Raw genomic sequence first — 12729 nt, 5'->3', positions numbered from 1 at the left:
GTAATATTTATTTCAGTTTTGTAGAAAATAACAATGAAATTCGTCTAGATTTTATTGACCGATGGTTGTATAATTAGAAACCGTGAGACACTTTTTCTCATTCTTTTATTATAACATTATTCTTCCAAAGGTAAATTAATTGTGGACAAAGTTTGGTTATATGTTATAATTCCTTGCGTAGACTCTAGTAAATTTTTTTACCATAGATTTGAGTGACATATTATAACATTGATGAAGCGGTTACATGGTGGAGTTGGTAAATGGTGTGATGTTTATGTGAGTAAACCTATCGAAACACCTAACCATAGATGTCTAGACATACATAATTTTAGAGGAGGAATTTTATGAAAGCGACAAAGTGGGTTTCAACAGCAGTAGCATTAACCCTGATGGGTAGCGTAGCAATTGGTTGTGCGAAAAGTGAGGAAAGTCCTTCAACATCTCCTACTGGGGATACAAAAGGTACAGCAGCTCCAGCATCCAACAAACCACAAGAGCTGAAAATTAACTTTACAGCTGAGCCGCCTGTAATGGATAGCTCCAAAACAACGGCGAATGCAGCGTTCACATTCCTTGGCGCATTTAACGAAGGACTTTATCGTACAGATAAAGATGGTAAAGCGAGTCCAGCACTTGCCAAAGATTTCCCTAAAATTTCAGCTGATGGTTTGACATACACTTTCGATATTCGTGACAATGCGAACTGGTCCGATGGACAACCTGTTAAAGCACAGGATTTCGTTTATTCTTTCAAACGTACTCTTGATCCTAATACTAAAGCTCAATACAGCTTCATCGTTGCATGGATTAAAGGTGGAGAAGCTGTTACGAAAGCAAAAACACCGGATGAAATCAAAGCAGCGCAAGATGCTCTTGGTGTAAAAGCAATCAATGATAAACAACTTGAAATTAAACTTGAAAAACCGGTAGCGTTCTTTACACAATTGCTTGCTTTCGCAACATTCTTCCCGCAAAGAGAAGATTTCGTTACGAAAACCGGTGATAAATACGGCGCTGAGGTTGATAAAGTAATTGGTGCGGGTCCGTTCGTTCTGAGCAAATGGGATCACGGTCAAACGCTTGAACTTGTTAAAAACGATAAATATTGGGATGCGGCTAACGTGAAGCTTACCAAAGTTACAGCTAACATCGTTAAAGATTCCAATACAGGTCTTAACTTATATGAAACAGATGCAGCTGATTTGACAGAAATCAACCGCGATCAACTGAAGCTTTACAAAGGTAAACCTGACAACCTGCCTAAACCAGAGTTGACGAACTCCTACTTGATGTACCAAACGAAAAAAGTTCCAGCTCTAGGCAACAAGAAGATTCGTCAAGCATTAGGTCTGGCGATTGACCGTCAAGCTTATGTAGATACAGTTCTTGCTAACGGCTCCGTTGCTTCCACAGGTCTAGTACCTGGTGGTACTTCTGACGGCGCTGGCGGAGATTTCCGTAAATCTGCTGGTGAAACACAACCTAAGTTCGACGCGGCGAAAGCCAAACAATTGCTTGCTGAAGGTTTGAAAGAACTAGGCTTAACTGAGCTTCCAAAAATGAAAGTGAATGCAGATGATACAGAAACTGCGAAAAAATCACTCGAGTTCATTTTGGCGCAATGGAAACAAAACCTTGGTTATGATGCTGTAGCGAACCCAGTTCCACATGCTCTGCGCATCGAGCTTTCCTCCAAAAAAGATTTCGATATCGTATTGTCCCTATGGGGTGCTGATTACAACGATCCAATGACGTTCTTGGATATGTGGGTATCTGGCGGAGAATTTGACGAAGGTGACTACAGCAATCCAGAATACGATAAATTGATTAAATCCGCTCAAACAGAAGTTGATGCTTCCAAGCGTTCCAAAGCATTGATCGATGCTGAGAAAATTTTGATGGATGATCAAGGTGTAGCGCCGCTGTACTTCCGTACTCGTGCTTACTTGAAGAAAGAAAATGTTACTGGTCTGATCCTGCCTGCCTTCGGACAAGAGTGGGAATTGAAATGGGCTACTATCAAGTAAGTTAAGTTTTGAATAGCAAGTCTTGTCAAGAAGAGGCCGTTCGCACCTCGTGGGAGCGGCCTCTTCTAAATTTCTCGACTGTTAATTTTAATAAAGGAGGAGCAATATGGTTAAGTTCATTCTTCGCCGTTTCTTATATGCGCTTATCACGTTATGGCTAATTGCATCATTTACATTCGTATTGATGAAAAACTTACCAGGTAATCCACTTGGAGAAGGCGCTGAACGGATTCCGAAAGCTACGAAAGAGATGTTGCTGAAGCAGTACGGTTTGGATAAGCCATTATGGGAACAGTACTTGACTTTCATGAATAATATCATCCATGGCGATCTAGGAGCTTCCTTTCAATTTCCTGCTCACAAAGTTACGGATATCATCAAGCAAGCATTCCCGTCTTCCCTTAAACTTGGCTTGATTGCCATTGTTATTGCCATCGTGGTTGGTTTGACGCTTGGTATTATTGCAGCCTTGAAACATAATAAGGCAGGCGATTATACAGCCATGTTCATTGCTATTTTGGGTGTATCCATTCCATCCTTCGTATTAGGACCGCTTTTATCCTATTATGTTGGGGTCAAATGGGGCATACTTCCCGCTGGTTTATGGAAAGGTCCCAAATATGTGATCTTACCGTCACTCGCGTTATCCTTCGGTACGATTGCGATTCTGGCCCGTTTAATGCGTACCTCCATGCTGGATGTACTGAATCAAGACTACATCAAAACAGCGAAATCGAAAGGGTTAACCAACTTTTCAGTCGTTGTAAAGCATACGATTCGCAATGCGATCTTACCGGTTATCACGATTATCGGCCCAATATTTGTAAACGTCATCACAGGCACGCTCGTGGTAGAACAAATTTTCTCGGTGCCAGGTTTGGGTAAACACTTTGTTTCATCGGTTTATTCCAATGATTACACCATGATTTCTGGATTAACTATTTTCTATTCGGCCATCCTTATTTTGGTAATCTTCATCACAGACATTGTGTATGGCTTTGTAGACCCTAGAATTCGTCTTGGGAAAGGCGGGAAATAACGCATGCAAACTCCAAATGACACATCAGAGGCTAACTTCAAGTTTGCTCCCGTATCAAATAAATCTATAGCTGGCGATAGAATTGTAAGACCTTCGCTCAATTATTGGCAGGACGCATGGAGACGACTTAAGAAAAATAGACTGGCTATGGCTGGCTTAATTATATTGGTAGCATTAATCCTGTTATCGGTTATTGCACCTCTGGTCTCAAGCTATGATTATCAGACGCAGAATTTGAAGTTGAAAAATGCTTGGCCAAGTGCTGATCATTGGTTTGGAACAGATGATTTCGGTCGCGATTTATGGACGCGTGTCTGGATCGGTACGCGAATCTCCCTTTTCATTGGTATTACGGCTGCTTTGATTGATTTAGTGGTCGGCGTTATCTATGGCGGGATTTCTGCCTACTATGGCGGTAAAGTTGATGAGTTCATGCAGCGTGCCATCGAGATTGTCTATGCGATTCCATTTTTGCTGATCGCCATTCTTTTGATCATGGTAATTGGTTCAGGAATTTCCTCGATTATCTTGGCTTATAGTATTACAGGGTGGGTGCCGATGGCGCGCTTAGTGCGCGGTCAGATGCTTACACTGAAAGAGCAGGAATTCGTACTTGCTTCCCGTACATTAGGTGCTTCTCCGATGAGAATCATCATGCGCAGTCTGATCCCGAATGCACTGGGAATCATTATCGTACAGATTACGTTCGTTGTACCTTCGGCGATCTTTACGGAAGCTTTCCTAAGCTTTATTGGACTTGGTGTCAGACCGCCGCTGGCCTCACTCGGCAATTTGTTATCTGATGGAGCAAACGTGATCCGTTTATACGCATATCGCTTGCTTATTCCAACGGCGATTTTCAGTTTGATCCTAATCAGCTTCAATACGCTGGGCGACGGGCTTCGCGACGCGCTTGATCCAAAAATGCGCAAGTAAGAAGGGGTGAATAATGATGAGCATCAAAGACAATTTGCTTGAAGTTAAAGATTTGCGAGTTTCTTTCCAAACGTATGCGGGGGAAGTTCAAGCTGTTCGCGGCGTATCTTTTTCTTTGAAAAAAGGTGAAGTGTTGGCGATTGTAGGTGAGTCCGGCTGCGGGAAATCCGTTACGGCACAAACGCTCATGCGTTTAATTCCTACTCCGCCTAGCTATATAAAAAGCGGTTCTATCCTGTTTGATGGGAAAATGGACATTACCAAACTTTCCAATAAACAAATGGAGAAGATTCGCGGTTCCGAAATCGGAATGATTTTCCAAGATCCGATGACGTCTCTGAACCCGACGATGAAAGTCGGCGATCAAATTACAGAAGGCTTGATCAAACACGAAGGTTTGAGAAAGAAAGCGGCAATGGAGAAAGCGATCGAGATCCTCAAACTGGTGGGCATCAACTCGCCAGAGGGGCGTATTCATCAATATCCGCATGAGCTTTCCGGCGGAATGCGTCAACGTGTGATGATTGCCATCGCGCTGGCTTGTTCACCTAAGCTGCTTATCGCAGATGAGCCAACAACAGCTTTGGATGTTACGATTCAAGCTCAGATCATTGATTTGATGAAGACGATTTCCGAGAAAACGGATTCTTCCATTATATTAATTACTCATGATCTCGGTGTTGTAGCTGATATGGCTAGAAGAGTTGTCGTGATGTATGCAGGTAAAATTGTCGAGCAAGGGACTGTAGATGAAATTTTCTACGATCCACAACATCCGTATACGTGGGGCTTGCTTCGCTCGGTGCCTCGTTTGGATACGAATAGCAATGATGAGCTTGTTCCGATTCCAGGCACGCCGCCAGATCTATTCGCACCTCCAAAAGGGTGTGCTTTTGCAGCCAGATGTCCATATGCCATGAATCATTGCTTGGAAGAGGATCCGGAACATACGACGCTTTCGGAGACACATAGTTCGGCATGTTGGCTGCTGCACCCGGATGCACCGAAAGTTGAACGTCCTGTAGGAGTGGGAGGTCATCAACATGTCTAATCTAAACAAACCAATTCTCCAAATTAAAAATATGAAGAAGCATTTTAATCTTGGCAACGGCAAGATTCTTAAAGCAGTTGACAATTTCTCCATTGAAATCAACCGCGGTGAAACGTTTGGTCTTGTAGGGGAGTCCGGCTGCGGGAAATCTACCGCTGGTCGGACGATTATCAATCTCTATGACGCTACCGAAGGGGAAGTCATCTTCGACGGCGAGAACGTTCATAAGATGAAAGGCAAGAAGCTAAAGGATTTTAACCGCAATATGCAAATGGTATTCCAGGATCCTTACGCTTCCTTGAACCCGCGTATGACGGTAGGCAACATCATTGCCGAGGGGATCGACATCCATGGTCTTTACAAAGGGGCCAAACGGAAAGAACGCGTGATGGAACTGCTTCGCGCGGTAGGTCTGAATGATGAGCACGCGAACCGCTTTCCGCATGAGTTCTCCGGCGGCCAACGCCAACGTATCGGGATTGCCCGCGCGCTTGCGATTGAACCTAAGTTTATTATTGCGGATGAGCCGATCTCGGCATTGGACGTTTCAGTTCAAGCGCAAGTGGTCAATTTGTTCAAACGTCTGCAAAAAGAAATGGGCTTGACGTATTTATTCATCGCGCATGACTTGGCGATGGTGAAGCACATTTCCGACCGCATTGGTGTAATGTATTTGGGCAATTTGGTTGAAGTAACAACTTCGGATGATCTTTATGCCAAACCGCTGCATCCTTATACGCAGTCGTTGCTGTCTGCGATTCCGATTCCAGATCCGGAAATTGAGCGTACGCGTGAGCGCATCATCCTTCAAGGTGATGTTCCGAGTCCGTTGAATCCGCCTAGCGGCTGCCCATTCCGTACGCGCTGTCCGCAAGCGATGGCGAAGTGCGCAGATTCGATGCCGCCTACCAAAGAAGTGGAACCGAACCATTTTGTAGCTTGCCATCTGTATTAAATGTTTGCTGGCCGTCCCATTAGGGGCGGCTTTTTAGCGTATCGCTGATTCAATTGTAATTATTTAAAATACAGTTTTGACGATTGCTGGCCTTACGTGTACAATCAGAACATAGTTGTTTTATTTGTTGTGAAGAGGAGACACAAGTCGCATATGCAAATGGAAACTTTTCATTGGAAGAAAAATCAGATTCTGGCCGAAGACTACATCGTTCAAGCGGATCAAGCTCAAACGTTATTTCCCTATCATTTCGGGAACTCGGATGACTGGCAATCCCGTGTGCAGTGGCTGGAGAGAAGCAATCATCCATTAATCGCCGATCGTGGCCTATTGGTTGAAGTTTTGCGAGCCTACAATGAACGTATTGGCAATTCGCAGGCTGCATTGGATCAAGTTGCCGCTCTTGCGGATAAGAAGGCGTTAGCCGTCGTTGGCGGACAGCAAGCGGGATTGTTTGGCGGTTCGCTATTGGTATTGTATAAAGCGATAACCCTGATTCAATCGGCTCGTCAGTGGAGTGCCAAATTGGCAAGGCCGGTAGTTCCTGTTTTCTGGATTGCTGGCGAGGATCATGATTTTGATGAGGTAAACCATATATATACACTGACACAAGCGCAGCAGATTGACAAAATCAAGATCGATCATCCCACAGGGATTCGCACGTCGGTCAGTAAGCTGCCTATCGCCCCTGAAACGTGGAGAGAAGCGCTGGAAGCCTTGGATCAATCCCTCATGGATACAGAGTTCAAAGCGTCCTTGCTTGCCAAGCTGGAACAGGCTGTGGTAGGCGGAGCCTCTTTGTCCGATGCCTTTGCGCGCTGGATGGCAGTTATTTTTGGCGAATACGGACTTGTCCTTATCGATTCGGATGAGCCGGCGCTGCGCGCGCTGGAATCGTCTATGTTCGAACAAATTGTTCTTCAGAATGAAGCATTAACAGCTTCGCTGCTGAAAAGTCAAGATGAGGTAAAGCAGGCTGGCTATCAAGTTCAGGCAGATGTTGCGGAGGACGGAGCCAATATTTTCGTGTTTGCCGGAGGACAGCGTCTTCTCTTGCGACGTGAGGGAGAACTTTTTACCGATAAGAAAAATGACTTTCTGTATACCAAAGAACAGCTGCATGATATCGCAGTGACTACGCCGGAACAGCTGAGCAACAACGTTATGACGCGCCCTTTGATGCAAGAATTTCTGTTCCCTGTTCTCGCGACGGTGTTGGGGCCAGGTGAAATTGCTTACTGGGCTTTGACGAAACAGGCGTTTGAGCAATTTGGGATGAAAATGCCGATCATCGTGCCGCGTTTAGAATTCACCCTCATCGAAGGCACGGTTCAGAAGCAAATGAATAAGTATGATATTGCTTTAGAGGACGTGCTTGAGCGTTTTGAAGAAAAGAAACAGGCGTGGTTGGATGCACAGGATACTTTGCAATTGAACGAGCGTTTCGATGCTGCGAAAAAGGATTTCCGTGAAAGTTATGCGCCATTAGTCGAGTCGTTAGCTGCGATCAATCCCGGTGTCAAAAAGCTGGGGGATACGAATCTGCTAAAAATACTTGAGCAAATCGACTATTTGCAAAATAAAGCTGGCGATGCTTACAAAACACAATTCGACGCCGCGCTGAGACAGTTGGAACGAATTCGACTTACGATCTTACCGTTAGCAAAGCCGCAAGAAAGAGTGTATAATGGGTGTGCTTATATGAATCGATATGGGAATGATTGGCTTCGTAATTTAGTGGAGACTTCAATACCTGTAGATGGCTTACATCGCGTTTATTATTTATAGGAGGAAACATACATGACAACTGTAGAAAAAAGTATTGTAACTGATATGGCGTTAGCGCCAGAAGGTCATTTGAAAATTGATTGGGTGCAGGCGCATATGCCTGTTTTGAATCGTATTCGCGAGCAATTCGAGAAAGAGCAACCATTTAAAGGCCTGAAAGTAGCTATTTCTTTGCATTTAGAAGCAAAAACGGCTTATTTGGCCAAAGTTGTGAAAGCGGGCGGCGCGGAAGTTACGATTACAGGCAGTAACCCACTTTCTACGCAAGATGATGTCTGTGCGGCATTGGTAGAAGACGGCATTACCGTATTCGCCAAGTACAACCCGAGTCCGGAAGAGTACAAGGAGCTGTTGATCAAAGCGCTTGAAACAAAGCCAGATCTTATCATTGATGATGGCGGGGATCTGGTTTCCATTCTGCATTCCGAGCGTAAAGATTTGGCTGTTCAAGTTCGCGGCGGAGCGGAAGAAACGACGACGGGTATTCTTCGCTTGAAAGCAATGGAGAAAGAAGGCAAGCTCGAGTTCCCGATGGTAGCTGTGAATGATGCTTTCTGTAAATACTTGTTCGATAACCGTTATGGAACGGGTCAATCCGTGTGGGACGGGATTAATCGTACAACGAACTTGGTTGTTGCGGGTAAAACGGTTGTTGTTGTCGGCTACGGCTGGTGCGGCAAAGGTGTTGCTATGCGGGCCAAAGGTCTTGGCGCGAATGTTATCGTTACCGAAATTGACGCAATTAAAGGCGTTGAAGCCTACATGGACGGCTTTGCCGTTATGCCGATGTTGGAAGCAGCTAAATTAGGCGATTTCTTCGTAACGGTAACAGGCAACCGTGATGTCATTCGCGGGGAGCACTACAAAGTAATGAAAGATGGCGCGATTCTTTCGAATGCCGGCCACTTTGACGTTGAAGTAAACAAACCAGAACTAGAGGCAATGTCCTCTTCCAAACGCACAGTTAGACGCAACATTGAAGAATATCAATTAACGGATGGCCGCAAAGTTTACATTCTGGCGGAAGGTCGTCTTGTCAACCTTGCAGCTGGCGATGGCCACCCGGCGGAAATTATGGATATGACATTTGCGCTTCAAGCGATGTCTTTGAAATATGTGAACGATGAATATGAGAAACTGGGTAAAACCGTTGTGAATGTTCCTTATGTCCTGGATGAGCAAGTAGCGAGATTTAAGCTGGAGTCGCTTGGAACGAGCATCGATTTCTTGACGGAAGAACAAAAAATGTATTTAGACAGCTGGGCCGAGCATTAAGATTGAATGGAAGCCTTTCAGACCACTTTGGTGGACTGGAGGGCTTTTTTTCTAGGGTTGGCGAAGCTCACTCTTTATTTATTGACGTCCACCGCAGGCTTCTTTGCTTTGGCGGTTTCGGTATCCTCAAGGGCATATAATGAACTGTATGATTCTTATAGACCGGAAAATGGCTGCTTTGGAGATTTAATGAACGGAGTTGGCGCTACCCGGCACTTTATTGGCGAAATGGTGATCATTTGTTTGAAATAGAGCATCTGGAGTTCACTAGATTTTCAGAAGGAGTGTTTTTGAGCGGATAGAGGGAATGGAGTTCGTAAGGTTTTCAAGTCCATCATTTCGAGTGGTGTTTGTCATAAAAGATCGTAAGGAGTACCGTGGGTTGAACTTCCTGATCCGGAGGTTTTTTTCTTGACGGGATGTGTGCAACCTTTTGCAGGGTATCTCCGTTTAAAGGGGGTATAACCTATATTTGGAAGCAAAAGGGGTGCTTGTATGGGGGTCTTTAAACGTAAAGCAAGCAAGGATTTGAAGCGGTCCGTGACGCGTGGACGAGTAGGCAAGGGATTGACAGTGCTGATAGCGACAGCTGTGCTGGCTGCGCTGCTGGCAGGCTGCAGCGCAGCTAAAGATTCATCGAAATCTTCTTCAGCATCTGAAATGAAGAACGATGCGATGGCTGACAGTATGCAGCTTAGTGTAACGACGCAATCGGATGCGAAGGCGGCGGGAGCTCCCGCGGCGCAAGCTGCTGCGAGCGGGCAAAAAGTGGTAGAGAAGTCATCGGCGGATACAGCGCCTGGAGGTAGTAAATCCTCGGCAATCACGGTGATGCCAGCCACGGGCAGCGATGAAGCGGCAGGTTTTAATCGCAAATTGATTTATCGGGCTAATTTGGTTATGCCAGTAGAGGATTACAGCAAGTCTCAGACAGCTCTTCGCGACTTAGTCGCACTTAGCGGCGCTTATATCCTTCAATTCTCGGAGAATGCCAATACAGGGGAACGTGGAGGCACGTATACGATCAAAGTAGCAGCGAATGGCTTTGTCTCTTTGCTGGACGGCTTGGAGAAAATGAGTCCTTCCCTCCAGAGAAGTGTGCAAGGCCAGGATGTGACGGAACAATACGTCGATTTAAGCTCCCGGCTGAAGGCGAAGCAGCTAGTTGAAACCCGCTTGCTTAGTTTTATGGAGAAAGCTGTGAAAACAGATGATTTGTTGGCATTTTCCAATGAACTGTCCAAGGTGCAAGAGACGATTGAACAGATCAAAGGGCAAATGAGATATTTGGATCAAAATGTTGCTTTTTCCACCATTGAACTTCGCATGTATCAACAAACGGGCAACAAGCCGCTGCTCTCTGATCCCAATAAGTCAACGTTAGAAGAGCGGATTCAAAAAGCGTGGAACTCCAGTCTGAATGTACTGGTTACTGTGATGCAAGGGATCCTCGTTTTCCTGGCGGCAGCTTTTCCAGTTATCGTCATTGGTCTCCTCATAGGAGGGCCTATTTGGGCCTACAGACGCAAACGGAATAAACAATTGGTCGCGATGCGAAATGAGCTTAAAGCGCAAAATGCATCTTTGAACGCATTGGATGAGGAGCAGCAAGCAACAAAAGACATAGAATAGACCCATAATTGAAAATAATTTTGAAAATCCTGCGCTTCTAGCAGGATTTCTTTCATTTTTAGCGAATTATGATTAAAAAGTGGTGGAAAGTGGTACAAAGTGGAGGGAAAGGGGGCGCGGATGCTATGTTCATGGGTGAATATCAACATAGCATCGACGAAAAGGGGCGTATGATCATTCCGGCCAAATTTCGTGAAGCCCTTGGAGAGTCCTTTGTTATCACCCGCGGTTTGGATCAATGCTTATTCGTGTACCCGCAGTCAGAATGGGCGATACTCGAACAGAAGCTCAAAGCGCTGCCCCTTATGAAATCTGATGCGCGTGCTTTTACCCGCTTCTTCTTCTCCGGTGCTACCGAGTGCGACCTAGATAAACAGGGAAGAGCCAACATCCCAGGGAATCTCGTTGATCACGCCAAGCTTGAGAAAGATTGCGTCGTTATCGGCGTTTCGAACCGAGTTGAGATTTGGAGTAAGCAAATTTGGGAAAGCTATGCCAATGAATCGGAACAATCCTTTAATGAAATAGCAGAGAAACTCGTCGATTTCAATTTTGATTTATAGATACTTACGAAGTGAGCTTTGCTCAAAGCAAAGCTCTTAGGAGGACACCAAGTGTTTCATCATGTGACGGTACTTAAAGAAGAATCTGTTGAAGGTTTACATATAAAGCCGGATGGCGTTTACGTGGATTGTACGATGGGGGGAGCGGGTCATAGCTCCTTGATTGCATCCAAGTTAAGTCCCGAAGGCTTGCTGATTGCGTTAGATCAAGATGATATTGCATTAGCCAACGCACAATCGGTGCTGGCTCCTTATCTGGATCGCGTGAAAATAGTGAAAAGCAATTTTAGAGAGTTGGAAAAGGTGCTCCAGAATGAGCCCAGAGCTTTGCGAGACGGTGTACCGCAAGTAGACGGTATCCTCTTTGATCTTGGCGTTTCGTCCCCACAGCTAGATGATGGCGAGCGGGGCTTTAGTTATAATCATGATGCTGAACTCGATATGAGAATGGATCGTTCCACCGTGTTAACAGCCAAAACGATTGTCAATGAGTGGCCGCAAGAGCAAATTGCACGCATCTTGTTTGAATACGGCGAAGAGAAGTTTTCTAGACGTATCGCAGGTGTCATTGCCGAAGCGAGAACGAAAAAGACGATTGAAACAACTGGTGAATTGGTAGAGTTGATCAAAGAAGGGATACCCGCAGCTGCAAGAAGAACAGGAGGTCATCCGGCTAAACGGAGTTTCCAGGCATTACGTATCGCGGTAAATGATGAGTTAGGAGCTTTTGAAGAAGCGTTAGTGCAATCGGTTCGTTGTCTTGCACCGCAGGGGCGCGTTGCAGTGATTACTTTCCACTCGTTGGAGGATCGCATTTGCAAGCAATTTTTTGTGAAAAATGTAGAGAAGTGTACATGTCCACCTGATCTTCCATTTTGTGTTTGTGTGAAAACAGGAACGGTTAAATTGGTGACTCGCAAACCGATTATACCAAGTGAGCATGAACTCGATGTTAATCAGAGAGCCAGATCCGCCAAACTGCGGATCGCTGAGAAGCTTTGATACAAGGGGAGGAAAGAATGAATGCCATCTTACATCCAAGGCAATTTAGCTCTTGATCAAAAACGTACCGTTGCGAAACCAAAGGTTAAAATAAAGGAGATAACGAAGGTTGTTTATCGAAATAAATCCTTGCCGACACAAGAAAAAATGCTCTATCTTTTTACAGTCGTGCTTTGTGTCATTGTTGCTGGTGTGATTATTTGGCGCTATGCGGCCATTTATCAGATGAATACAAGTATTTTGAAAATGCAAAGTGAGATTAAAGAAATTCAAGCGCAAAACAGCGCTTTGAAACAAGAAGTAGAAAAGCTGCAAAGTCCTGATCGTTTAAAAGGGGAAGCTACGCGTCTCGGGTTTAATTTGCAAGATGAGAAGCAAGTAAGCTTGGTGACGCCTCCCAAAGCAAAGACGAACTCAAGCAGCAGCAAAAATACGAAAATTGCTTCTAAACCGTAACGGGC

11 protein-coding genes are annotated in these 12729 nt (G+C 45.0%); all 11 read left to right on the top strand.

Features of this window, described 5'->3' with window-relative positions; genetic code table 11:
• The first annotated feature begins 344 nt into the window (after positions 1–344).
• The 11 genes from IEY34_RS00835 to ftsL all read left to right on the top strand — a co-directional run bounded on the left by IEY34_RS00835 (position 345) and on the right by ftsL (position 12724).
• Positions 345–2027, top strand: coding sequence for a peptide ABC transporter substrate-binding protein (locus tag IEY34_RS00835; protein WP_189006258.1), 1683 nt, complete (start codon positions 345–347; stop codon positions 2025–2027).
• Between the two features lie 106 nt (positions 2028–2133).
• Positions 2134–3066 carry an ABC transporter permease gene (locus tag IEY34_RS00830; protein ID WP_189006255.1) on the top strand — a complete coding sequence of 311 codons (933 nt, stop codon included), beginning with the start codon at positions 2134–2136 and terminating at the stop codon, positions 3064–3066.
• Between the two features lie 3 nt (positions 3067–3069).
• Positions 3070–4002: an ABC transporter permease gene (locus tag IEY34_RS00825; protein ID WP_189006252.1), complete on the top strand. Its 933-nt coding sequence runs from the start codon at positions 3070–3072 to the stop codon at positions 4000–4002.
• Between the two features lie 13 nt (positions 4003–4015).
• Complete coding sequence (locus IEY34_RS00820) at positions 4016–5053, top strand: ABC transporter ATP-binding protein (protein WP_189006249.1); 1038 nt, start codon at positions 4016–4018, stop codon at positions 5051–5053.
• Entirely contained in the window at positions 5046–6008 is a 963-nt protein-coding gene (locus IEY34_RS00815; protein ID WP_189006246.1) for an ABC transporter ATP-binding protein, read from the top strand. The genes IEY34_RS00820 and IEY34_RS00815 overlap by 8 nt, the downstream gene beginning before the upstream one ends.
• 153 nt (positions 6009–6161) lie before the next feature.
• Positions 6162–7796, top strand: coding sequence for a bacillithiol biosynthesis cysteine-adding enzyme BshC (gene bshC / locus IEY34_RS00810; RefSeq protein ID WP_189006243.1), 1635 nt, complete (start codon positions 6162–6164; stop codon positions 7794–7796).
• Positions 7797–7808: 12 nt separating this feature from the next.
• Entirely contained in the window at positions 7809–9071 is a 1263-nt protein-coding gene (locus IEY34_RS00805; protein WP_189006240.1) for an adenosylhomocysteinase, read from the top strand.
• A gap of 495 nt (positions 9072–9566) precedes the next feature.
• Complete coding sequence (locus IEY34_RS00800; RefSeq protein ID WP_189006237.1) at positions 9567–10703, top strand: DUF4349 domain-containing protein; 1137 nt, start codon at positions 9567–9569, stop codon at positions 10701–10703.
• 125 nt (positions 10704–10828) lie between these two features.
• The gene (gene mraZ, locus IEY34_RS00795) at positions 10829–11266 is read left to right on the top strand and encodes a division/cell wall cluster transcriptional repressor MraZ (protein WP_079420022.1); all 438 of its coding nucleotides are present in this window, start codon (positions 10829–10831) and stop codon (positions 11264–11266) included.
• A 51-nt stretch (positions 11267–11317) separates the two neighbouring features.
• The gene (gene rsmH, locus IEY34_RS00790; protein WP_189006234.1) at positions 11318–12268 is read left to right on the top strand and encodes a 16S rRNA (cytosine(1402)-N(4))-methyltransferase RsmH; all 951 of its coding nucleotides are present in this window, start codon (positions 11318–11320) and stop codon (positions 12266–12268) included.
• 21 nt (positions 12269–12289) lie between these two features.
• Complete coding sequence (ftsL, locus tag IEY34_RS00785) at positions 12290–12724, top strand: cell division protein FtsL (protein WP_189006232.1); 435 nt, start codon at positions 12290–12292, stop codon at positions 12722–12724.
• The last annotated feature ends 5 nt before the right edge of the window (positions 12725–12729 follow it).

The sequence above is a fragment of the Paenibacillus marchantiophytorum genome, assembly GCF_014640555.1.
Classification (GTDB): domain Bacteria; phylum Bacillota; class Bacilli; order Paenibacillales; family NBRC-103111; genus Paenibacillus_E; species Paenibacillus_E marchantiophytorum.
This window is presented reverse-complemented; position numbering and strand designations above follow the sequence as displayed.

Bases quoted from the DNA above. Each gene is read 5' to 3' on its own strand.
- IEY34_RS00835 (WP_189006258.1), top strand. From the start codon at position 345: ATGAAAGCGACAAAGTGGGTTTCAACAGCAGTAGCATTAACCCTGATG.
- IEY34_RS00830 (WP_189006255.1), top strand. From the start codon at position 2,134: ATGGTTAAGTTCATTCTTCGCCGTTTCTTATATGCGCTTATCACGTTA.
- IEY34_RS00825 (WP_189006252.1), top strand. From the start codon at position 3,070: ATGCAAACTCCAAATGACACATCAGAGGCTAACTTCAAGTTTGCTCCC.
- IEY34_RS00820 (WP_189006249.1), top strand. From the start codon at position 4,016: ATGATGAGCATCAAAGACAATTTGCTTGAAGTTAAAGATTTGCGAGTT.
- IEY34_RS00815 (WP_189006246.1), top strand. From the start codon at position 5,046: ATGTCTAATCTAAACAAACCAATTCTCCAAATTAAAAATATGAAGAAG.
- bshC (WP_189006243.1), top strand. From the start codon at position 6,162: ATGCAAATGGAAACTTTTCATTGGAAGAAAAATCAGATTCTGGCCGAA.
- IEY34_RS00805 (WP_189006240.1), top strand. From the start codon at position 7,809: ATGACAACTGTAGAAAAAAGTATTGTAACTGATATGGCGTTAGCGCCA.
- IEY34_RS00800 (WP_189006237.1), top strand. From the start codon at position 9,567: ATGGGGGTCTTTAAACGTAAAGCAAGCAAGGATTTGAAGCGGTCCGTG.
- mraZ (WP_079420022.1), top strand. From the start codon at position 10,829: ATGTTCATGGGTGAATATCAACATAGCATCGACGAAAAGGGGCGTATG.
- ftsL (WP_189006232.1), top strand. From the start codon at position 12,290: ATGCCATCTTACATCCAAGGCAATTTAGCTCTTGATCAAAAACGTACC.